Below are 21,814 nucleotides of genomic sequence, written 5' to 3' on the forward strand. Positions count from 1 at the left end.
TAGAATGAAAGACGTCTATTTATTAAGTGGGTTTTTAGGGAGTGGGAAAACGACGCTTCTTAAAAACTTTATTCGCCAGTTAAAAGAGAAGAATATAAAACCCGCCATCTTGATGAATGAACTTGGCGCATTAGGATTTGATAGTGACGCTGTTGAGGACGATGTCCCATTGCGTGAATTGTTAGAGGGGTGTATTTGCTGTTCACCTTCTGAAAAAACGGAGGCTCAGTTACAGCAAATATTGTATCAAGAACAATTTGATGTGTTATTAATCGAAACAACTGGCGCTGCGCACCCAGTAGCAGCACTTGATGTCGTCCTATCCCCGTTATTTGCGGACTATTTCCGCTTTAGAGGCATTGTGACAGTCGTTGACAGTCTCCGATTTTTAAAACGGAACCATCTGCCTCCACAAACGCAAACGCTATTTATAGAACAAATCCGTCATGCTCACTTGTTGGTACTCAATAAAACGGATTTGCTTCCCTCTAAGAAAGTGGCAGAGGTTACTTTTGCAATTCAACAAATCAATCCACATGCTCAGATTATTGAAACACAGCATGCGAACGTAAATATTGACCGAATAGAGCATCTAACTCTTACAACGACATCACATGAAAAGAGTCGGATTGGCCAGGAGTTATTGCTGGGAAGCAGACTCGATAGTTTGGAAAAAGAATATCCACAGTATATTGTAGAGGATTGGGTTTCTGCGCTACCTGATTCAGTCTATCGCATTAAAGGATATGTTCAACTACCATCTACATCGCATCCTCATCTGTTCCAGTATGCCTACGGAATGATCCAGTGGCTACAAGAAGATGTGAAAGTTAAGACCCAACTTGTCTTAATTGGGGAACAGATTCATAATGTCATCACATTAGAAGATTTTGTATTGCTACGTCTCTATAAACAGCTTTATCCAACACGTGAACGTGCACAAGAGATGCAAACCATTGATGAAGTAAAACAAGCTGTTTTAGAGGAATTGCGTGATGAACTTAGTCATCCCCGCGTACGCAAGACGAGAGAAGAGAAATATGAGCAACTGATAAAAAAAGTACAAGTTTTAGATTGTTCTTTATGGGAAGAGCGACAGATGATTGTATTCCTTACCGAGATATTGAATCAATCGTCAACCGATTCTGACTAGAAGGTTCTGCCAAACTCTCCTTTGATTAGCTAGATGTTGCTCATCATTTACAGCATTAAGTAGTCTACTGGTCATCCATCCAACTATTAGGTACTATTTATTCCTTATCTATCTATTAGAGTGGTATGTGAAAGGAGAGGAACACAATGAAAAAATGGTCAACATCACTTATCGTCTCGGTTGTTCTTTTGACAGGAACCACCTCAGCTTCAGCTACTTGCTGGATGCCAGCCCCTGCATCTAAAGAGGAAACGGTACAAGCACCAGTAAAAGCTTCTGTTCCCGCACCGATCGAAAAAAAACAGGAGGCTACACCAGTAAAAGCACCTGTTAAGGCACCAGTCGTTAATAAAGAGAAGGCAGCTCCTGTTCAGGCACCTGTAACGTCAGATGCTTCGGTTTCTGTAGAAGTACAGCAAGTTTTAAAGGAGACGAACGCGTACCGAGCTGAAAATGGTTTAGCTCCACTTTCACTTCATACATCGCTTTCACAATCTGCTCAACAAAAAGCAACGGATATGGCGAAAAATCGCTATTTTTCACATACAAGTCCAACACTTGGTTCACCTTTTGACCAAATGAAGGCGAATGGAATTTCGTATCGTCGTGCGGCAGAGAACATTGCAATGGGTCAGCGTTCAGCAACAGAAGTAGTCGATGCTTGGATGAAATCACCAGGACATCGCGCAAACATCTTGGACCGCAATTTGACGCATATCGGTATTGGGTACGATTCCAATGGCCGTTACTGGGTCCAACAATTTATTCAACAGTAAGATTCGACTCACTGCTTCGGCAGTGAGTTTTTTTGTATAGTTTTTTAAGGATCTGACAACACTGGTAGTCAGAGGTGAGTGTATGGATGTTCAAAGAAAAGTCAGTCCAGTAGATACAGAATATGTTGTCAGAGGTTCGCATGATGGGTTTGTCGAGTCATTGGATACAAATAAGAAGCTGTTGCAAGCTAAGATGCGAAACCCCTGTCTTGTTATGGAGGATGTGAAACATGGCGATTTAAAGTGGTCAACTTCCACATTAATTTATTTAGAGAATCAAGCAGATAAAGAAACTGTAAATCTCGTCCGTAATCGTTTGAAAAATTTACACTCGTTACTTGTATTTAGTGCGGGGCAACTTGCAGAAGAACTTGAGGATGCGAACAAGGCATTTTTCCCACAGTTACTTATGACGGAGAGACCAGACCGTGTCATCGCAGCACTTGCTGAAGGCAAAGTAGTTGTTTTTACGGAGGGGGATCCAACGGCAATAATTGGTCCTGTATCACTGTTTTCGTTTTTTGATTCGCCAGATGATTACAGTGGTCGTATTTTAATCGGCTCTTTTTATCGATTGCTTCGTTTAGGCAGTTTTTTTACAGCTTTGTTCTTACCAGCTCTCTATATTGCCATTATCAGTTTTCATTTTGAAATTTTCCCATTATCTTTGAGTCAACAAGTAAAAACTTCTGTGTCTTCTATTCCATTCCGGCCTATTTTTGAGGCATTGATTTTAGAACTCATGATAGAACTTATACGAGAGGCAAGCATCCGATTGCCAAGGCCAATTGGACAAACAATTGGTATTGTAGGAGGTTTGGTCATAGGAGATGCAATTGTCTCTGCAGGACTCGCCTCAAATTTAATGATTATTGTCATCGCTTCCACAACATTGGCCACCTTTGTTTTACCATCTGTTGAAATGAATACCGCTTTGCGAGTATTACGATTCCCACTCATGATTGCAGCATCTATTTTGGGTTTCTTTGGTCTTATCATCGGTTCCCTACTCATTTTCATTCACTTAATGAGATCCACATCATATGGGCATCCTTTTTTCACACCGCTGTTACCATTTGAACCATCGAAAGTGGGAAATGTATTTTTCCGATTGCCCCACTCACAACCTCACAAATTACAAAAGGATCATTATGCCAATGAACGCACAGATTGAAACCAAGTGGAATATTACAAAAGTGCAGTTGTTTATGTTTCTATTTGTTTTACAGTCTGGCACGACATTTATCAATCTTCAATATCGTGTCGTTAATGCCGGAAATCAACACGGTTGGCTTATCTTTTTAGGTGTAACTGCCATTCATCTTTTGATTTTAATAGCCTATATCAAAATTGAAAAATGGTTTAAGCCTAACCGTTTCGAGGTCGCGATATTTAAGCTATACTGGCTATTTTTATTGTTTGTCTTCTTATCGAAAGTTGTATTTGTCTCTCAGTTATGGGTCTTTCAAGAAACGCCTTCTTGGGTTATCTTACTGATGATCGGGATTGTGTTTGTTTATGCACTCACTGCGCAAGCAGCCGTTCCATTGAACTTGCCAATTCTGTTAGCTCCATTTTTCGTAATTTTAATCGGTACATTGTTTCTCTCATGGAAAGAACTAAACTGGCTCAATTTGTTACCTTTATCTGGACTCACAGGGAAAGAAACATTTGACGCAGGTTTCCAGTCTCTCAGCGCATTTAATGGAATGGAAGCATTATTATTCCTGCAGCCGTTTTTAAATCAAACAAACAAGATTCGTGTTCGCGAAGTAGTTATCTTTAAAGTTATTTTTGGACTATTCCTGACTATGACCATCGTTTTTACATTACTATTATTTTCCCTCCAAGAAATCAAAGTCGTTCCATTTGCATTGATGTACCTACTAAAATCTCAAGAAGTAACCTTTATTGAACGACTAGATTTAATCTTCATGTGTCTGTGGATTAGTTGGAGTATAGTTTCCATCATCTTATACGGCTTTTTAATTTTCCGTACAACTTCTGTCAAAATACCTACCATACGTGGTTTGTCTCTTAAAATAATTCCGATATTTATACTAGCTTCCTTCTTTTTAAACCGATTTGATATAACCGAACTTCACAATGGAATGCTTTTTCTTAGCCTCGTATTTACCGTAGTGTTTCCAGCGTTTATATGTCTACGAGAGAAGGTGATGAAACGTGCGTAGGGTACTTCTCCTCGTTATTCCACTCCTACTAGCAGGCTGTTGGGATGAACAAAATTACAATTCAATCATCCACGTACCGATGGCGGGCATTTCAGGTGAATTAGGAGAGCTAACGGTTAGTTTTGCATTGCCCGCTATTGAACTAAAAAGCGAAGAAACACGTATTATTACTGTGGATGGCCGTTCATTTCATGATGCGAGAGCAGCAGCAAATTCAATCACGCATAACCAATTGGATACTTCTATGTTGACTGCGTTATTAATCGATGAGGAATCCGCTAAAACTAACCTTTACGGCTATTTGGATTCCTTTTATCGAGATGTACGAAATCGATTGGGAATGTCCGTAATCATCACAAATGGTCCGGTTCAACCATACATTGAAAAGGGATCCGAATTTTCAGATAACATCAATACATTTTATAGTGATGTGACGAAACAATTGTATGAAAATAGTCAACTTCCTCATATGGATTTACAACTTGTATGTACGTATTTATTTGACGAGGCGATTGATCTGCAGCTTCCCTACATGGAGATCGGTGAAGAAAGTGAGTATCCTGCAATTACAGGAATCGCTTTATTTGATGGAAATAGGTTTACAGGGGAAATCATTCTTATGAAGCAAATGGTATTAATGCAAGTACTGAAAGATGATTTAGGTAAACAAGTAAAAGATGTGTTAATGTTTCAAGATGCTCCAATGAGTTATGAAATTGAAAGAGCCCATAGGAAAGTTAAAATTCATGCGAATTCTGTTGACTTATATTATAACCTTGAGGTAAGCATTTTGGATTATTACCCGCATCGCCTCAAAAAAGCAGCTCGTAGAGATGAAGTTGAAAAAACAATTGAAGCTGATCTCGAAATACGTGCACAAAAACTTTTCCAACAAATGAAACAAGCAAATCATGATGGCCTTGGTATTGGACAATATTACCGTGCATTTCGACCCAAGCAATATGAGGAGAATGAATGGAAAGAAGTTTATCAGGGATTAACGATAAACACGCATTTTAACGTCACTGTGCGTGATTCGGGCATTATAGATTAAAAAGACACTTCCGTCATGGAAGTGCCCTTAATTGCTAAGTTGTCGTGCGTGTTTCTTTTGAACAATCACTAAGCGGATAGTCAATGTAAGGGCTCCAGCCGTTAATCCAGCAATCAACCCAATCCAGTAACCGTATTGCGCAAAGTCTGTTGTGACTGCAAGATAATGTCCAAGTGGAAGACCGATGACCCAGTATGAGACAATAGCCATAATAAACGTGATTTTCACATCTTTGTAGCCTCGCAATGCACCTTGTACAGGTGCTTGAATGGCATCAGACAATTGAAACAAAGCTGCAAATATCAAAAACTCTGCAGTATAGGCAAGTACAGTGGCATTGTCAGTGTATAAGATTCCAATTGTATCTCTGAAAAAGTAAAGTACAGAAGCAGAGATGAAACTAATGAAAATAGCGAGAGAGACCGACAGCCACGCGTAATGTGTGGCTTCTTTCATTTGGTTTCCTCCTACAGCTTGTCCTACTAAAATAGTCGCTCCCATTGCAATGGAAAGAGGGACCATATATAGCAGGGACGTGAAGTTCAAGGCAATCTGATGAGCTGACAAGATTTCGGTCGAGTAACGGGTCATAAACAGTGTAACCGCAGAGAAAATCGTCGTTTCTGCAAAAATGGATAGTCCGATGGGTACCCCCATGGCAATGATGGTCCATATGCGTTTAGGGTCGACTCCCGCAAATCCACTAAAGATCTGATACTGTTGGATGGATGGGAGGCGTAGAGTCAATACAACAGTCATACCAAGTACAAGCCAATATGTAAGGGCGGAAGCAAGTGCTGCTCCAGTTCCACCAAGTTCAGGCATGCCAAAATTCCCGAAAATCAACAAATAATTTAAGAAGATATTGATCGGTGCTGAAATTAACGTAATCAACATGGTCACACGTGTAAGACCAAGTGCATCAATGAATCCACGTAGTACACTGTAAATAAAGAGAGGAATTAGCCCGATAGAGATGGTTTTAATATACGAGGCCGCTATCGTCCGTTCGACTTCGGTTAAGTCCATTTTAGACAAGATAGGATCCGTACCTAAGAATATGAGCAGGTAAACAAGTAAAGACATCCCTATGGCTACTATAATTCCCTGTTGCACTGAGGGCCGGACTTGCTCTTTTTTATTTCCACCGATGTAATGTGCCACAATAGGCGTTATACTGATGAGTATCCCCGTTAGTCCCGTATAGATGGGGACCCACAAGGAGGAACCGATTGACACGCCAGCCAAATGTCCGATATCATATTTACTCGTCATCAAAATATCGAAAAAGGTCATAAGATAAAGAAAGACCTGTGTGATGAGAATCGGAATTACAATGATAGATAATCGTTTTACATACTTTGGTAAATTTGAAAGCATAACAATCTCATCCTTTACGAATAATGGAGGTCTTTATGAAGACGATTTTTTTAACGGGCGGAGGAACCGCCGGACATGTTTCATTAAACTTAGCTATTATACCAGAACTTGAACAAAGGGGCTATGCCATCCATTATGTAGGACAGGCAGGGGGCATTGAAGAGGAACTCATGCAAGGATATTATCCTCACATTCCGTTCCATTCAATTTCCACAGGAAAACTACGTCGTTATTTTTCACTCCAAAATGCGAAAGATCCATTTAAAGTACTTGCAGGGGTGGCCCAATCGATTGCGCTCATTCGGAAGCACAAGGCAGATGCCATATTTTCAAAAGGCGGTTTTGTTTCCGTTCCACTTGCACTTGCTGCGAAACTGACGAATCGGCCTTTAATTATTCATGAATCGGACATGAGTCCAGGGCTTGCCAATAAGATAGCGTCCAAATTTGCTAATACGATTCTTACTGTATTTGAGTCCACAGCGAAGCACTTTCCCGGTAAGGGAGTGGTTGTCGGCCCTTTGATTCGACCTGAATTATTTAAAGGGTCTGCAGAAAAGGCGCGAACGCAGCTAGGATTCTCGAACAATCTACCTATTCTTTTGGTTATGGGTGGAAGCCAAGGTTCTGCGAAAATCAATCAATTGATTCGTGAAACGCGGTCAGAGTTACTTTCCGATTTTCAACTGATTCATTTAGCAGGAAAAGGTCATATACATGGGGATGAAGGAGCACATCCTGGCTACCGTATCTTTGAATTTGTAACAGATGAATTGCCTGATTATCTCGCAGCATCCGACTATATCATCTCCCGTGCAGGTTCAAATGCAATTTTTGAATTTCTAGCCCTGAAGAAACCGATGTATTTGATTCCCCTCTCTAAAAAGGTTAGTCGAGGTGATCAAGTAGAAAATGCTCATTACTTTGCATCGAAAGGCTTTGCTGTAACGACCGAGGAAGACATGCTAACGACAACAGACTTTATGGAAGCAATCCACCAAATGGTTCGTGATCGCAAGCAGATGATTCAATCTCAGACCGATGCCCAACAACCGCCACTTCCCCAACAATTTGTCGACCTACTTGAGATGCACTGGCAAAAATAAAAAAAGGCTGCTCTTTGGAGCGGCCTTATTACATAGCTTGTTCTTCTTGATTTTGTTGTTGAAGTAGATAGAAGTGGAACATATCTTTTGAAATGCAGAACAGGTCATACACGTCTTGTTCCGAATTGATTTCTGCATAAAGTGCAGGGAACGAATCATTTGCTTGAATCGCATAGGGAAGCTTTGCAGCTGCACGTAAGCTTTTTTCATTCACTTTGCGAATGCGCATAAACACACGCTCAATCTCCAGTTCAAAAAACAATTCACTTAAAAACTGTTCTTTTGCTTTCGCGTTGTATCCTTGCCCTTGAAACGGTGGACCAATCCAAGTGCCTAAAAATCCTGCATGGTGTTCAATATCAAATAAATTAATTGTTCCAATTGGTTGACCAAAATCGCTTAGAATCGTACGAGAAATCACTAGACCTTGTTCTTCTTCTTCCATTAACGCTTTGGTGCTGAATAAATACTCCTCAGCAGAATGGGCTTTGTGACGTACATATTTCATGACATTGGGATCGGAAATGAGCTCATAAAGAGCGTGACAATCCTGCAAATCGCGTTTTTTTAGCAATTCGATTTCCTCCTCAGCCAGTTACCTGGACCCTGAAATTTTTCATTTTGTGCTGCATAAAAAATTTCGGGGTAGGAATCGAACCTACTAGAACCATCGAGTGGTGGCGCACCATTTGCCTTCCCTAAATCACTATCAAATTTTATGTTGCTAGAAAAATATACTCTATTTATTTCAAAATGAAAAGTGAAAAATACGTGAACGAAAAAACTTGAATCCTCGTACCTAAATCCGTAGGATGAGAAGTACATAACGACCTAAGTGAGGGGATACTATTGCCATCCATTCTTGTTGTGGAAGATGAACAAAATATCGCACGTTTTCTAGCGTTAGAACTCAAGCACGAGGGTTTTGACGTCGTCGTTTCAGCTGATGGACGCATGGGGTTGCAAGCATTTGAGGATGGTCATTTTGATTTGTTATTAATCGATATCATGATACCTGGAATCAATGGATTAGAGTTAACTCGACGTGTTCGTAAACAGTCTTCTGTACCGATACTCTTAGTGACTGCACGAGACGCTGTGATGGATAAAGTCTCTGGTCTTGAAGCGGGGGCTGATGATTATATTGTAAAACCATTTGCGATTGAAGAATTGCTTGCACGTATCCGGGCAATCTTGAGACGTAGCGACCGGCAGGCGCTCCCTCCGGAAGAGAGCTTTTATATTAATGAACAAGCACGTCAAGTTTCATATGAAGGAACAAAGATTGAATTGACGAAAACAGAGTTCGACTTACTGCTTACATTGACCAAAAATCCGAATATCGTATTATCAAGAGATCAACTATTGACGCAGGTGTGGGGATTCGATAATCAAGCAGAGACGAATGTCGTTGATGTGTACATCCGTCATTTGCGAAAAAAATTACCAAGTGATATAGCTGATTCCATTCGTACGGTTAGAGGGGTAGGGTATCTTTATGAAAGGGAAGACTGACTCATTACGTTTCAAATGGTCCCTTTGGACAGCTACTTCTATGGTGCTCACCTATTTTTTTCTTGCTGCACTATTGTATACTGCCCTCAGCCAATGGGTTCTTGCAAGTGAGCGGGAAACGGCAAAACAATCTCTATCGGAGCTTCAAAGTTATATGGAGTCGAGAGGAGCTTATTTGTCGATTCAGGACTTCGAGCGAAATACAGGACTTCTAAATCAATTTCTCTCCCGGAATCAAAGTGCGAGAATTTTGAACCGGGATGGAATCGAACTGCTTCAGATCAATTCGGAAGGGGTTTTTCCACGTTTTGATGGCCCCACCAATCAGTTTGTCCAATTAGAGGTCAACAATCATTCGATTCTTTATCGAGCAATTGAAATTCCTCTTGGGAATGACCGTCTTTTCGTAGCCGTCTCTCATTCTTTGGCTTCATATGAAAGTATGTTGTCATACTTGTTGTGGGCACTCATTCTCTTTGCTATTTTATTTATCATAGCTGCGGGTTTTGCGGGATACTTTTTAAGCTCTTATTTAATTCAACCTTTAGAAAACTTGCGAAACGCAATGCAATCAACGATGCCAGGTAAAGGCGTGCGTCTGACTCCTAACTATACAAAACAAGATGAGATTGGCGAACTAACAAAAGAATTCAATCGATTACTGAAACGAATGGACGACGTCTATGCGATGCAAGAGCGATTTATCGGCAATGTCTCCCATGAATTACGAAGTCCAGTACAGGCAATTGAAGGAAATATAGCCCTTCTTACTAGATGGGGTAAAGATGATCCGGAAGTTCTTCATGAGACACTTTCTATAGTTCAGCAAGAAATCTACCGGATGAAAGAGATGATGGAAGCACTTCTCGCACTTGCCAAACAACATGAACTAACAAGTGAAGTGATCTTTGTAAAAGAAGAGATGAAGGAAGCAACTAGGCTTTTTAAAGAACAGTATCCAGACATAAAAATTCTTTTACAGGTGGAACAAGCAGAAATTGAATTATCACGGATCCTATTCCATCAGATTGTCATGAACCTTCTGACCAACGCCATACGATATAGTAACGAACATCCATCTATTCAAATTAAATCTGAAAAGACCTCTCATGAATACAGACTAATTTTTCATGATAATGGAGTAGGGATTGCAGAAAAGCATTTTGGAAAGCTATTTGAACCTTTCTATACAATAGATGAAACCCGGTCAAAAGAAAGCGGAGGAACTGGCCTTGGATTAACTTTTGTTCGGCAAGTTATGGAACGCGCTGGTGGTGAGATTCGGGTCTACAGCGAACCCGGAAAAGGCAGTGAGTTTCACCTACTATTTCCACAAAAAGCAAAGTGAATAACCATTCATATTATTACTTTGTCATACTAAGTGTTTTTTCGTGAAATTTTTCACGAAAAGCATTGTATTTTTTTATGAGAGTAGTAAGATTGAAATGGAAAAATTGTTCATGTCCCTTCGCTTTCATAAAGGCGGCATCAATGATACTATGAATATATACACTACTGATAGGAACAACAGTTGGAGGTTGTCACATGTCGAAAACAAACGCACCTTGGTCGGCTTTTTCGGGTCCGAACTTAGGGTATGTGATGGAACAATATGACTTATATTTAGAAACGCCCGAAAATGTCGATCCAGAACTTTGTGAGCTATTTAAGAAATATGGAGCTCCAGTTCAATCGACTGGTTTAACACCAAGTGTACAAGTGGATGATTCCTTAATGGATACAGCTCTAAAAGCGATTCAGCTCGCAGATGCTATTCGTACACATGGCCATGAGGCTGCAGATATTTACCCATTAAATGATCGCCCAAAGAAGACAGAGCGCATTTCTCTTGAATTTTATGGACTTTCTGAACAGGACCTAGAAAAGGTACCTGTATATTTGCTTGTCCAAAATGCACCTGCTCATATTCAAAATGGGGCACAAGCTATTCAGCATTTAAAAGAGGTTTATACAAAAAAGACAGCTTATGAATTTGCTCATGTCATCACGCGTGAAGAAAGAGAATGGTTGCAACGTACAATTGAAGCTTCCCCTCAAGATGAACTTTCTACTGAAAAGAAGAAAGAGATTTTATCGCGTCTGACACATGTTGAAGGATTTGAGAAATTTATCCATCGTACATTTGTGGGTGCAAAACGTTTTTCAATTGAAGGACTCGATAGTTTAGTGATACTCTTCGATTCTCTTGTGGAAAAAGCGAATGCAGTGAAAATAAAACAGATCAATATCGGGATGGCTCACCGCGGTCGACTCAATGTTTTGACGCATATCTTAAATAAACCATATGAAATGATGTTTGCTGATTTTGCACATGTTCCTAATGACTCCTTTTTGCCTACAGATGGCTCACTTGAGTTGTCCAAGGGTTGGTATGGCGATGTGAAGTATCACAACGGAGCGACCTATCGTTCGGCATCAGGTTTGATAGTAAAACTTGCATACAATCCTTCTCATTTGGAAGTGGTCAGTCCTGTGGTTACTGGACAAGTTCGTGCTGCACAAGAAACAACAAATGAGGCTGGGTTCCCTAAACAAGATCCTTCTACTGCGTTTGCTGTTCTTGTTCACGGAGATGCGGCATTCCCAGGTCAAGGTGTTGTGACGGAAATGTTGAACTATAGTCGTGTTCCAGGATACCAAACAGGTGGTTCCATCCATATAATTGCAAACAACATGATTGGATTTACAACCGAATACTTTGATTCGCGCTCCACGCTGTACTCAAGCGATCCAGCAAAAGGATATGAAGTACCTGTTATACATGTGAATGCAGATGAGCCAGAAGCGGTCATTCGTGTAGCAGAGCTTGCATTTGCTTATCGTCAAAAGTTCCACAAAGATATCGTCATCGATTTGATTGGATATCGTCGTTATGGACATAACGAAATGGATGAACCAATGGTGACAAATCCAGAAATGTATAAAATGGTCCACAAACATCCAACCGTTCGTGAACTTTACGGAAAAAATCTTGCAAGTGTATCGATCCTATCTGACGAAGATGTCACGACACTTGATACTGATACGTTTGCTGAAATGCAAGCAGCGTATGACCGTGTGAAGGAACTGGAAGAATCAAAAGCAAATGACATCATTATTCCTGACGCTGTATTGAATGGTATGCCTGAACTTGAATCTGGTGTTGAAGAAGACCGTCTACGCAAAATTAATGAAGATCTTCTTTCTTGGCCTGAAGACTTCACACCATTTAAGAAACTCGCACGTATTTTAAAACGCCGTGAAGAACCATTTGTAGGTAAAGGAAAGATTGACTGGGGTCATGCGGAAACACTTGCGTTTGCAACCATCCTTCAAGATGGCCAATCGGTGCGTTTAACTGGGCAAGATGCACAACGCGGTACATTCTCACATAGACACTTAGTTTTACATGATGAAACTAATGGGAACGAACTTGTTCCGATTCACCATATTCAAAATGCGAAAGCTTCATTCGTAGTTCACAACAGTCCACTTACGGAAGCCGCTATTTTAGGCTATGAATTCGGATATAATTTAGAGGATCAAAATTCCTTAACTATTTGGGAAGCGCAATATGGGGACTTTGCCAATATGGCGCAAGTGATGTTTGATAACTTTATCAGTGCAGCACGTGCGAAATGGGGACTAAAATCAGGTCTTGTAATGTTACTTCCGCATGCTGCTGAAGGACAAGGACCAGAACATACGAGTGCGCGCGTTGAACGGTACTTACAATTAGCTGCTGAAAATAACTGGACGGTGGCGAACTTATCTAGTGCAGCGAACTACTTCCATATCTTGCGTCGTCAAGCAGCGATGTTACATGATGAAGCGATTCGCCCATTGATTATCGTCTCACCAAAATCTTTACTTCGTCATCCAAAAGTTGGAGCAGATGTTGCGGAGTTGACAAGTGGCAAATTTGAAACAATTATTGAAGAGCCGGCTCTTGGAAAAAATGAAGATGCAGTGACGAAAATCGTCTTCGCAAGTGGAAAACTAGCGGTAGATCTTTCAGATAAAATCGATTCTGGAGAAGGATACGACCACCTTCACATTGTCCGCGTGGAACAACTATATCCATTCCCAACCGAGAAAATCGAGGCGATCATCAAGCGTTATCCGAATGTGAAGAAGCTCGTTTGGGCGCAAGAAGAACCACAAAACATGGGTTCATGGCATTTTGCCCTTCCATATCTATTAGAGCTTGGAAAAGGTTTAGAAATCACGTACAGTGGTCGTACTCACCGTTCTAGTCCCGCAGAAGGTGACGGAGAGGCATACAAAATAGAACAAGCACGCATCATTAATGAAGTAGTTGAAAATAACTAAATCGTCCAAGGAGGAAATTAACGTGGCAGATATTATCGTACCAGAATTAGCAGAATCCATTACAGAAGGTACCATTGCACAATGGTTGAAACAACCAGGTGACACAGTCGAAAAAGGTGAATTCATTGTTGAACTTGAAACAGACAAAGTCAACGTTGAAGTCATTTCAGAAGAAGCAGGTGTAGTTCAAGAGCTACTAGCAGCTGAAGGTGACACGGTGCAAGTTGGTCAAGTCATCGCAAAAGTAGGTGCTGGTGAAGGTTCGGGATCTGCAAGTGCTCCGAAAGAAGAAGCATCCGAAAAGAAAGAAGAAGCAGCTCCAGCAAAACAAGAAGAGCCTGCTAAAGAAACAAAAGAAGAATCATCAAAACAAGAAGAGTCATCTGACCGTACGATTGCTTCTCCAGCTGCACGTAAATTAGCTCGTGAAAAAGGCATCAACTTAAGCGACATTTCTCCAGTAGATCCTATGGGACGTGTACGCGTACAAGACGTTGCTGCACATGGTTCTAAAGCTGCTGCACCTCAAACTGCTCAGGCTCCTGCAAAGTCAGAAGCAAAAGAAGACGATGGCCGTACGACTCGTGAAAAAATGTCACGTCGTCGACAGACGATTGCTAGCCGTTTACTTGAAGTGAAACAGAATACGGCGATGTTAACAACATTTAATGAAATCGATATGACAAATGTAATGGCGCTTCGTTCACGCAAAAAAGACCAGTTCTTTGAGCAAAACGATGTGCGACTTGGTTTTATGTCGTTCTTCACTAAAGCTGTTGTTGCAGCTCTTAAAAAGTACCCGTATGTGAACTCTCAACTTGATGGCGAATATATCGTGAAGAATAATTTCTTCGATATCGGTATTGCTGTATCTACTGAAGGTGGACTTGTGGTTCCAATCGTACGTGATGCTGACCGTAAAAACTTTGCAGAAATCGAGGCTAACATCGGTGAGCTTGCTACCAAAGCACGTGATAATAAATTGACACTTGCTGATATGTCAGGTGGATCATTCACAATCACGAACGGTGGGGTATTCGGTTCACTTATGTCCACACCAATCCTTAACGGTACACAAGTAGGTATCTTAGGAATGCACACGATTCAAAAACGTCCAATCGCTGTAGGTGAAAATGTGGAGATTCGTCCAATGATGTATATTGCATTATCTTATGATCACCGCGTAATTGATGGGAAAGATTCCGTTGGCTTCTTAAAGACAGTCAAAGAACTTCTTGAAAATCCAGAAGACCTATTATTAAACTCATAAGCGAAATAGATCCTGCGCTTGCAGGGTCTTTTTTTCAACAGAAAGGGAGCGCACTGATGAAACATTTAGATTGGGCTGAAAAGCCAACACTTCGTACAGTGACATGCAAACACACAAATGCCGAAAAGTTTTTGGTTAGCAATGTACTAACTGAAGGAAAACAATATGAAGTTAAAAACGAAACAGACGAATTTGTATTTGTCATAGACAATACCGGAAAAATTGGCGGTTATTATAAAGATTATTTTGAATGACCGATGGGATTCCATCGGTTTTTTTATAGGGGAGGCGGAACATGGAACGGATTAACAAGACCCAACAAGAAAGAGCATCACGAAACTACGGTGAAGATGCAACACTTATTCGCGAAGGCGGGTATCGCAGTCCTTCTTCTTATCTCATGCAGGATATCGAGATTGCTTTGACACTGGGGAAGCCTATTTTATTAAAAGGACCCGCAGGTGCTGGAAAGACAAAACTCGCAGAAACACTTAGCCATACCTTCGGACAACCAATGCAAAGTATTAATACATCTGTGGATCTGGATGCTGAGGCTCTACTTGGATTCAAAACGATTGTTCAAAAAGAAGGGCGTGCCGTCATTGAATTTGTAGAAGGTCCCGTTGTTCAGGCAATGAAAAAAGGGCATCTGCTCTACATCGATGAAATCAATATGGCGAAAGCGGAAACACTCCCTATCCTACACGGATTGTTAGATTATCGTCGTATGCTCACCAACCCATTTACGGGAGAAGTGATTAAAGCCCATCCCCATTTCGGTGTCATTGCAGCAATCAATGAAGGGTATATGGGCACCACACCGCTTAACGAAGCATTGAAGGACCGGTTCGTCTCATTTTCAATTCCATATATCGAAGGAAAAGAGCTAGAGCATCTTTTGGTGTCTATCTATCCTTCTATCGACGAATCTACAAAAACCTCAATCCTCTCTATTACGAAGGAGTTACGTATTCTTGCAGAGCAAGGAAGATTGGCTGATGAGGCGGCTTCTATTCGTTCCCTATTTGATGTAGCAGATCTATCGTTTCACATGCCACTTCTCCGTGCCTACCGGTATGGGCTTGTTGAAAAAATGTCAGATACTCAAGAAAAAGAATTGGTCTATGAACTCGTTCAAACGTGGATTGAAGAATAATGGAAAAATTTATTCGGTTTAATAATGAACTGGTTGATGCTAGAGAACTGTTACACTTTGAGCGACTTGCACAAGCATGGATGAATTCCTCTCTTGTCGAACTGAGTGAACGCCAACTCTTAGAACTAAACACGGAAGCACCTGAACTTGCTGTTAGTGTCTTCTGGCGTCATCGACCGGAAGCGGTGAGTCATGCAGGTAGAGTGACAGATGTTCTTCTCCTAACACAAGGTTTCTTTCCATACTTCGCGTTTTCTGCTTATCAGGAGATGAAAGACGATACGCAAGGAACGTCTCACTCGGAACTTGCCAAACAGCTCTTGTTCCTTGTGGAAGAGGTCCGTTACACAAATTTGATTCTGTCGAAGCGTAAAGGAACACGCAAATGGTTTCGCCAACGTCATGAAACCGTTATACCTTATTATTTGCAACAATATATGAATTACTTCAAACGGTCGTTTGATGGGGACGCATTCGTATATTATATGGCCATTGCATTCTACCAAGGCACACTACATCTACCGCACAATGAATCGTTTGAACCTATTATCTCGTATGTTAATCAACCACGTGTGCTACAGTCAACGCAGGACTCGAAAGAGTTTGTACTTGGACTGTTGGATCGCAGCACGGAATTCATCAAAAAAGATGCCACACAAGCTCATTTTCAGCATATAACAGGGGCTTATGCGCACTTTAAGACATTTACTTATCACAAAGGTATGAAACAAGGGGAAGCAGGTGCTGAAGGGGATAAGGAATCTGTTTCAGATACACTACCGACTTGGCACCAACAATCGGAGGACGAAAAGGGACTTCATCTTCGTTTTGAGATTGAACATGGTCGTGATAGTGAGCTTGCGGATCCGAATCATCCGACAGAAGAAGGAGAGGAAGGTCATGCTCCTGCTTCAATTGGACTTGGAAAGGATACTTCTTCCTCTCGAGAAGTCTATGACCTAACAATAGGTAATCAATCGCACGCCATAGGGATTCATCAATTTGTGAAGAAAATAGAGAGAGAGGTCGTTATTGATAAGAAGTTTGCAACTACTAGAATTGCCACTGTTCGGTATGAGCAACAACCCTATGTGAAGCAGCTGACGGAGCTCTTTAAAAAAGAAATGGCTAGAAAACAAACTGAACGCTTCAGTAATTTGTCGAAAGGACGTCTGCAAAAAAACTTACTTCCGTTCTTTACTGAAGAGCGTCCTCGTATCTTTTACCGTAAAGGCCAAGAAAGCAAAGAGCTGGACGCAGTCTTCTATTTGCTGATTGATGGCTCAGCTTCGATGCAGGATAAGTTAGAGGAGACAAAAGAAGCCGTGCTCTATTTGCATGATGTCTTACGGGAGTTATCCATTCCCCACATGATTGTGCAACATTATGAGGATGCCTATGATGCAATAGATACGTATCAGCCCAACTACTTTGAAATTGTCCATTCGTATAATGACAAGGGGGATGCTGCCCATGCAATCTACGCATTAGAAGCTCACGAAGATAACCGCGATGGTTATGCACTGAGAGTAGCAGGGGAGAGTTTACTCGCACGGCCAGAAAAGCAAAAGTTTCTCATCTATTTTTCTGACGGAGAACCTTCTGCATTTGATTACCGAGAGAAGGGAATAGTGGATACAGCTGAAGCCGTCCAGTGGCTTGAAAAACAACACATTGCATTTCTGCATCTCTTTCTATCCGAAGTCCAGGTGACGGAGGAGCAGTTTCAACTCTTCCGCATTATTTTTGGAAGGAAAACAGCTGCGACTCACTCACTTGATCAATTCACATCCGAAGCGAGAAGACTTCTTAAAAGAATGCTCGACCACTTAGTGAAACAATTGTAAAACCCCGCTTTTTCAGCGGGGTTTTCGTATTACATTCGATTTTCAGAACGTTCTTGTATTTGAAGGAGACGGTTTTTTAGTTCATCTTCCATTCGAGCGATTTCGAGTTCTGCTGCTTTTCGCTTCATACGGCCGTCAGCTTGGATTTGTAGAGTTTCTTCAATTGTTTGAAGAAGGTTTTCTTGTGTCGTTTTCAGTGTATCGATTTCCACGATACCTCGTTCATTTTCCTTCGCAGTCTCAATACTGTTGACCTTCAACATCTCTGAATTCTTCAACAACAAATCATTCGTCGTTGCCGTCACTTGTCGTTGTGCAGAGACCGCCTTTTGTTGACGATTTAACGTTAAAGCAATCGCAATCTGATTTTTCCACAGGGGAATCGACGTCATAATGGAAGACTGAATCTTCTCAGCAAGTGTCTGGTTCGTTTGTTGAATCATCCGAATTTGTGGAGCACTCTGGATTGTGATTTGACGTGACAACTGAAGGTCATAGATGCGTTTTTCTAAGCGGTCGACAAACTGTGTCATATCATGCACTTCTTGAAAAGCCATCTGATCATTCGACTGCTCCGCTTTTCGTTTCAGTTCCGGAATCACGGCCGAAACGATTTCATCGCGTTTAAGTTCTGCAGCAGCGATGTAGATGTTTAGAGCCTTAAAGTAATTTTTGTTTTGGTCATAAAGTTTATCGAGCATGCGTACATCTTCAATCAGTCCGCGCTTAGAATGTTCGAGCTGGATTCCGATACGGTCGACTTGTGTGCTGAGCTTTTGATAACGCGTCATGACTTCTTGAAGGGAACGGTTCATCTTCGAGAACAACTTCCGGATCCCTTTTTTCTCCCGTTGATTCAAGTCTTCTGGATTGATTTCATTTAACTTTTTCATCAGATCACCGAGGATGTCCCCTACAGGCCCGATATCTTTTTTCTGTACATGATCAAGCATTTGGTGCGAGAACTTTGTCAACTCGTTCTGAGCTGTGGCACCATAAGTGAGGATGGATTCATAATCACCAATTGGGATTTGTGTAGCAAGTTGTTTTGCTTTTGATTGCTCTTCATCTGTCAGACGTTCCATAAGCTTAACCGGAACGGCTTCTTTCGATTGAACACTCGGTTGCTGGACTGGCTCCATGAGCAGTTCGTCGAGCAAGTAATCAGTTTGATGATTCGTTTGATTTTGTGTCATTTGGTTGATCTCCTTTCGGGGCAGGTAATCGGTTGGTTAATTTTTTTGCGTAATCTAGTTCTAGATGAAGTTGATCCAAATCTTGGCGTATCACATCATTTACATCTTGTTGTAATAAGCCGTTCACTTCATCCATCATTTCTCTTGCGTCCATTAGTGCTACTTTCGTATGAGCGTTTTTATTGGGTTGCTGGGCAAGCAGTGCATATTTCTTCGTGATTTCAAGTGCACTGTCAAGGTGAGAATAAAAGAAGGCTTCGACGAGATAGAAACGTTTCGGTTCTTCTTTCACAAGTTGAACGACGCGTTTTGCAGCACGGTTCATGTCGATCAGTTGCTTGATGGAGCGGAAGGACCGCACCCGTGTATAGAATTGATTCAATTGACGAATTTTAGATTGAGCTTCTTCGATCTGTTTCTCAATATGCTGCAGTTCGGTCCAGGTTAGACCGTGTTTTTTGACGATTTGATAACGCTGGACACCTTTAATAGAATAGTTAGATGCGAGATACGTTCCAGCTGCAACTGCCGAACTGATAGCTAGCCCTGCGTCAAGTGGAATTAATAACAATAGGAGAGAGGATCCACTGATTGGAATATTAAGCATATGGCGTATCGTTGAATATTTACTGTTCATAGGGCACCTCTTTTCACTACTAGTACATACGTTTTGTAAGGAAAAAAGTTTCACTTCCTAGCCTAAGTATCAGTATTTATAGAGTGAATTGCAAGCAGTTTAGTCGACAGCACCGCGCTGATTTTGCATAATGGGATGAGGAAGGGGGTAGAATCTTCGTGTATCATGTTATTTATATGAAAGCGGACTATGAACCCTGGTATCAATTCGATGGATGGCAAACCAAGATTCTAGACCGTTGGACATTTGAAGAGGAAGACAAAGCACAGGACTTTTTATTACATAAAGTAAGTGAATTTCGTGCACATTATCAATACTCCAAAGAAAAAAATGGCGCCTATGCGTTCTGGGACGTACAGGAAGTCTGCTACTGTGAGGACTGTGAAGATAATCTTCAACTCTATCACGGCCTACTACTCATAAAAGAGTTTGCAGAATAATAACGGGATTCAGAATTTAACGGTTGAATTTCGTTTAGGAACTGCTATAATTTTGTTTAACAAGTAATAAGTGAAAACCGAAATGCTATTCACATATCCTATGTAGTGATCGATGTGAACTCATCGGTACTATATCGGATATGTGAATTTTTTGTTTTCACATATCGATTATTAATTTGGAGGTTGTTCACATGAAACAAGGTACAGTAAAATGGTTTAATGCTGAAAAAGGCTTCGGATTCATCGAAGTAGAAGGCGAAAACGATGTATTCGTTCACTTCTCAGCAATCAACGGAGATGGCTTTAAGTCTCTAGACGAAGGCCAAGCTGTTGAATTTGAAGTAGTCGAAGGAAACCGTGGCCCACAAGCGGCAAACGTTTCAAAACTATAATGAACAAAAGAAGCCGCCCTTTATTCGGGGCGGCTTCTTTTTACTCTAAGCTTGCAATGGTGGAGGTGACTTCATATTCTTCTCCTTCACCACCTGGCATTCGAAATACACGTTTAATTTCCCCAAACCCTTCGGCAAAATAGCGTTCGACCACACTTTGGTCTGCCCCTTCTTGAGATAGGACAAAGACGTGATCAAATGTTTGGAGAGGGGTGTCGATAGTTTGGTCAATTGCTGTAATGGTCCACCCATTGAATTCAGTGCCTTCTTCAATGGGGAGAGAAAGATACGTCTCTATTTCGGGCAATGCCTCGAGCTCGCTAAGGGGAGGGAAGTCCGCATCGTAGGCCTCCGCTTCCTCTAAAATCATGACGATACGCTCATCTTCGATTCGGTAGATGCGTTGCATGACCGTCCCACCATTGTCTTCATAAGTCCCGACATAATCTTCATAGAGATGTTGCGTTTTTAGTGTGAAGGTCGCGTATTCATTTCCCATTCCTTCAAATTGAGCTGATGATTGATTCGGTAAGAAATAATCATGAAGGTCCACGACAGTTTCTTCCTCCGCAGGAGTAGAAGGTTCGTTCGTATCTGGTTGCTGTTCTTCCGTTACAGGTGTACTAGGCTCTACCGGTTGTCGGGTTTCTTCCGTTTCTAATTGGCAGGCTGATAGCAGTAGGACGATGAGCAGACTCCATTTTTTCATCTTGGTGAGTCCTCCTTTTTGTTATAGACGGCTGATAGAGCTGAAAGTTTCAAATTGCTAAAGAATTGGTATACTAATGAAAAGGGAGGGATTCACCATGGACTACACCAGTGAGCAGCAGCTCGATTTTTATGAGCGTTTACGTAAGTCTATCACGACATACTTTCAAAAAAAAGGAATGACCAAAGTAACTTCCTATTTATTATTTGCACCCGACATCTTTCATTTAATGGTCAAATCGTTTACAGATCCTCGGATTGATTTTAAAAGCAAAGCATTACTCGGAAGCGGAATTGCATATTTCATAGCACCCGTTGATTTCTTACCTGAACTGTTAGCAGGGCCAGGAGGGTTTGTGGACGATTTATTGATTGCTACATTTGTGTTAAATCTCCTCGTCAATCGATTAACTCCTGAAGTGATTGAAGAGCACTGGGCAGGAGACGATGAGCTGATGGGTACGCTCAAGCGACTTACGGCAACTGGAGAATCCATCTTAGGAAAACTACCAACCAAATCATTGATCGGACAGTTCATGAAACGAAGCCCTATGTAAAAAACACACATCCTCGGATGTGTGTTTTGTTATTGTAATCTGAATACCCCCTGCAATGCAGGGGGTTCCTGAGAGCTTTCAGCTATGGACAAAAAAATCCCCT

The 21,814-nt window shown here is 41.2% G+C and carries 21 protein-coding genes; 16 read left to right on the forward strand and 5 right to left on the reverse strand.

Annotation, left to right across the window (positions count from 1 at the left end):
- Positions 1-4: 4 nt before the first annotated feature.
- The 5 genes from ACFO0S_RS06160 to ACFO0S_RS06180 all read left to right on the forward strand — a co-directional run bounded on the left by ACFO0S_RS06160 (position 5) and on the right by ACFO0S_RS06180 (position 5,175).
- Positions 5-1,153 carry a CobW family GTP-binding protein gene (locus ACFO0S_RS06160; RefSeq protein ID WP_378140934.1) on the forward strand — a complete coding sequence of 383 codons (1,149 nt, stop codon included), beginning with the start codon at positions 5-7 and terminating at the stop codon, positions 1,151-1,153.
- 146 nt (positions 1,154-1,299) lie between these two features.
- Positions 1,300-1,929: a CAP domain-containing protein gene (locus ACFO0S_RS06165; protein WP_378140935.1), complete on the forward strand. Its 630-nt coding sequence runs from the start codon at positions 1,300-1,302 to the stop codon at positions 1,927-1,929.
- Positions 1,930-2,011: 82 nt separating this feature from the next.
- Positions 2,012-3,103 (forward strand): spore germination protein, encoded by a 1,092-nt coding sequence (locus tag ACFO0S_RS06170; RefSeq protein WP_378140936.1) that lies wholly within the window; start codon positions 2,012-2,014, stop codon positions 3,101-3,103.
- Positions 3,087-4,121: a GerAB/ArcD/ProY family transporter gene (locus ACFO0S_RS06175; RefSeq protein ID WP_378140937.1), complete on the forward strand. Its 1,035-nt coding sequence runs from the start codon at positions 3,087-3,089 to the stop codon at positions 4,119-4,121. Before ACFO0S_RS06170 ends, ACFO0S_RS06175 begins: the two co-directional genes overlap by 17 nt.
- Positions 4,114-5,175, forward strand: coding sequence for a Ger(x)C family spore germination protein (locus ACFO0S_RS06180; RefSeq protein ID WP_378140938.1), 1,062 nt, complete (start codon positions 4,114-4,116; stop codon positions 5,173-5,175). Before ACFO0S_RS06175 ends, ACFO0S_RS06180 begins: the two co-directional genes overlap by 8 nt.
- A gap of 27 nt (positions 5,176-5,202) precedes the next feature.
- Here ACFO0S_RS06180 and ACFO0S_RS06185 read toward each other — a convergent pair whose 3' ends face one another.
- Entirely contained in the window at positions 5,203-6,555 is a 1,353-nt protein-coding gene (locus ACFO0S_RS06185) for an MATE family efflux transporter (RefSeq protein ID WP_378140939.1), read from the reverse strand.
- A gap of 35 nt (positions 6,556-6,590) precedes the next feature.
- Between ACFO0S_RS06185 and ACFO0S_RS06190 the strand changes: the two genes are divergently transcribed.
- Complete coding sequence (locus ACFO0S_RS06190; protein WP_378140940.1) at positions 6,591-7,661, forward strand: undecaprenyldiphospho-muramoylpentapeptide beta-N-acetylglucosaminyltransferase; 1,071 nt, start codon at positions 6,591-6,593, stop codon at positions 7,659-7,661.
- Between the two features lie 28 nt (positions 7,662-7,689).
- On the opposite strand, the gene ACFO0S_RS06195 is transcribed toward ACFO0S_RS06190, so the two are convergent.
- A complete protein-coding gene (locus ACFO0S_RS06195; RefSeq protein WP_378140941.1) occupies positions 7,690-8,235 on the reverse strand; it encodes a GNAT family N-acetyltransferase in 546 nt (181 codons plus the stop codon).
- A gap of 275 nt (positions 8,236-8,510) precedes the next feature.
- Between ACFO0S_RS06195 and ACFO0S_RS06200 the strand changes: the two genes are divergently transcribed.
- The 7 genes from ACFO0S_RS06200 (at position 8,511) to ACFO0S_RS06230 (ending at position 17,781) form a co-directional block, all read left to right on the forward strand.
- Positions 8,511-9,176, forward strand: coding sequence for a response regulator transcription factor (locus tag ACFO0S_RS06200; protein WP_378140942.1), 666 nt, complete (start codon positions 8,511-8,513; stop codon positions 9,174-9,176).
- Complete coding sequence (locus ACFO0S_RS06205) at positions 9,160-10,524, forward strand: sensor histidine kinase (protein ID WP_378140943.1); 1,365 nt, start codon at positions 9,160-9,162, stop codon at positions 10,522-10,524. Before ACFO0S_RS06200 ends, ACFO0S_RS06205 begins: the two co-directional genes overlap by 17 nt.
- Positions 10,525-10,721: 197 nt before the next feature.
- Positions 10,722-13,508 (forward strand): 2-oxoglutarate dehydrogenase E1 component, encoded by a 2,787-nt coding sequence (locus tag ACFO0S_RS06210; RefSeq protein WP_378140944.1) that lies wholly within the window; start codon positions 10,722-10,724, stop codon positions 13,506-13,508.
- Between the two features lie 22 nt (positions 13,509-13,530).
- On the forward strand, positions 13,531-14,778 hold the full coding sequence (odhB, locus tag ACFO0S_RS06215) for a 2-oxoglutarate dehydrogenase complex dihydrolipoyllysine-residue succinyltransferase (protein ID WP_378140945.1): 1,248 nt from the start codon (positions 13,531-13,533) through the stop codon (positions 14,776-14,778).
- A 56-nt stretch (positions 14,779-14,834) separates the two neighbouring features.
- Positions 14,835-15,032, forward strand: coding sequence for a DUF6501 family protein (locus ACFO0S_RS06220; protein WP_378140946.1), 198 nt, complete (start codon positions 14,835-14,837; stop codon positions 15,030-15,032).
- 41 nt (positions 15,033-15,073) lie between these two features.
- Entirely contained in the window at positions 15,074-15,934 is an 861-nt protein-coding gene (locus ACFO0S_RS06225; protein ID WP_378140947.1) for an ATP-binding protein, read from the forward strand.
- Positions 15,934-17,781, forward strand: coding sequence for a vWA domain-containing protein (locus ACFO0S_RS06230; protein WP_378140948.1), 1,848 nt, complete (start codon positions 15,934-15,936; stop codon positions 17,779-17,781). Before ACFO0S_RS06225 ends, ACFO0S_RS06230 begins: the two co-directional genes overlap by 1 nt.
- A 29-nt stretch (positions 17,782-17,810) precedes the next feature.
- Here ACFO0S_RS06230 and ACFO0S_RS06235 read toward each other — a convergent pair whose 3' ends face one another.
- Complete coding sequence (locus ACFO0S_RS06235; protein ID WP_378140949.1) at positions 17,811-18,977, reverse strand: toxic anion resistance protein; 1,167 nt, start codon at positions 18,975-18,977, stop codon at positions 17,811-17,813.
- Positions 18,946-19,614: a 5-bromo-4-chloroindolyl phosphate hydrolysis family protein gene (locus tag ACFO0S_RS06240; RefSeq protein WP_378140950.1), complete on the reverse strand. Its 669-nt coding sequence runs from the start codon at positions 19,612-19,614 to the stop codon at positions 18,946-18,948. Before ACFO0S_RS06240 ends, ACFO0S_RS06235 begins: the two co-directional genes overlap by 32 nt.
- 158 nt (positions 19,615-19,772) lie before the next feature.
- Here ACFO0S_RS06240 and ACFO0S_RS06245 point away from each other — a divergent pair, with 158 nt between their 5' ends.
- Together ACFO0S_RS06245 and ACFO0S_RS06250 are read left to right on the forward strand one after the other, a co-directional pair.
- The gene (locus ACFO0S_RS06245) at positions 19,773-20,054 is read left to right on the forward strand and encodes a DUF1033 family protein (RefSeq protein ID WP_378140951.1); all 282 of its coding nucleotides are present in this window, start codon (positions 19,773-19,775) and stop codon (positions 20,052-20,054) included.
- 191 nt (positions 20,055-20,245) lie between these two features.
- Entirely contained in the window at positions 20,246-20,446 is a 201-nt protein-coding gene (locus ACFO0S_RS06250) for a cold-shock protein (RefSeq protein WP_378140952.1), read from the forward strand.
- 40 nt (positions 20,447-20,486) lie between these two features.
- Here ACFO0S_RS06250 and ACFO0S_RS06255 read toward each other — a convergent pair whose 3' ends face one another.
- Positions 20,487-21,155 (reverse strand): hypothetical protein, encoded by a 669-nt coding sequence (locus tag ACFO0S_RS06255; RefSeq protein WP_378140953.1) that lies wholly within the window; start codon positions 21,153-21,155, stop codon positions 20,487-20,489.
- A 97-nt stretch (positions 21,156-21,252) separates the two neighbouring features.
- On the opposite strand from ACFO0S_RS06255, the gene ACFO0S_RS06260 reads away from it, so the two are divergent.
- Complete coding sequence (locus ACFO0S_RS06260; RefSeq protein WP_378140954.1) at positions 21,253-21,711, forward strand: YkvA family protein; 459 nt, start codon at positions 21,253-21,255, stop codon at positions 21,709-21,711.
- Positions 21,712-21,814 lie beyond the last annotated feature (103 nt).

The organism is Chryseomicrobium palamuruense, assembly GCF_042649045.1.
In the GTDB taxonomy this organism is placed as follows: domain Bacteria; phylum Bacillota; class Bacilli; order Bacillales_A; family Planococcaceae; genus Chryseomicrobium; species Chryseomicrobium palamuruense.

What these genes read in the sequence shown, in the direction of transcription:
- ACFO0S_RS06160 (WP_378140934.1), top strand. Translation starts at nt 5, where the DNA reads ATGAAAGACGTCTATTTATTAAGTGGGTTTTTAGGGAGTGGGAAAACG.
- ACFO0S_RS06165 (WP_378140935.1), top strand. Translation starts at nt 1,300, where the DNA reads ATGAAAAAATGGTCAACATCACTTATCGTCTCGGTTGTTCTTTTGACA.
- ACFO0S_RS06170 (WP_378140936.1), top strand. Translation starts at nt 2,012, where the DNA reads ATGGATGTTCAAAGAAAAGTCAGTCCAGTAGATACAGAATATGTTGTC.
- ACFO0S_RS06175 (WP_378140937.1), top strand. Translation starts at nt 3,087, where the DNA reads ATGAACGCACAGATTGAAACCAAGTGGAATATTACAAAAGTGCAGTTG.
- ACFO0S_RS06185 (WP_378140939.1), bottom strand. Translation starts at nt 6,555, where the DNA reads ATGCTTTCAAATTTACCAAAGTATGTAAAACGATTATCTATCATTGTA.
- ACFO0S_RS06190 (WP_378140940.1), top strand. Translation starts at nt 6,591, where the DNA reads ATGAAGACGATTTTTTTAACGGGCGGAGGAACCGCCGGACATGTTTCA.
- ACFO0S_RS06205 (WP_378140943.1), top strand. Translation starts at nt 9,160, where the DNA reads ATGAAAGGGAAGACTGACTCATTACGTTTCAAATGGTCCCTTTGGACA.
- ACFO0S_RS06210 (WP_378140944.1), top strand. Translation starts at nt 10,722, where the DNA reads ATGTCGAAAACAAACGCACCTTGGTCGGCTTTTTCGGGTCCGAACTTA.
- ACFO0S_RS06220 (WP_378140946.1), top strand. Translation starts at nt 14,835, where the DNA reads ATGAAACATTTAGATTGGGCTGAAAAGCCAACACTTCGTACAGTGACA.
- ACFO0S_RS06225 (WP_378140947.1), top strand. Translation starts at nt 15,074, where the DNA reads ATGGAACGGATTAACAAGACCCAACAAGAAAGAGCATCACGAAACTAC.
- ACFO0S_RS06230 (WP_378140948.1), top strand. Translation starts at nt 15,934, where the DNA reads ATGGAAAAATTTATTCGGTTTAATAATGAACTGGTTGATGCTAGAGAA.
- ACFO0S_RS06235 (WP_378140949.1), bottom strand. Translation starts at nt 18,977, where the DNA reads ATGACACAAAATCAAACGAATCATCAAACTGATTACTTGCTCGACGAA.
- ACFO0S_RS06240 (WP_378140950.1), bottom strand. Translation starts at nt 19,614, where the DNA reads ATGAACAGTAAATATTCAACGATACGCCATATGCTTAATATTCCAATC.
- ACFO0S_RS06250 (WP_378140952.1), top strand. Translation starts at nt 20,246, where the DNA reads ATGAAACAAGGTACAGTAAAATGGTTTAATGCTGAAAAAGGCTTCGGA.
- ACFO0S_RS06255 (WP_378140953.1), bottom strand. Translation starts at nt 21,155, where the DNA reads ATGAAAAAATGGAGTCTGCTCATCGTCCTACTGCTATCAGCCTGCCAA.
- ACFO0S_RS06260 (WP_378140954.1), top strand. Translation starts at nt 21,253, where the DNA reads ATGGACTACACCAGTGAGCAGCAGCTCGATTTTTATGAGCGTTTACGT.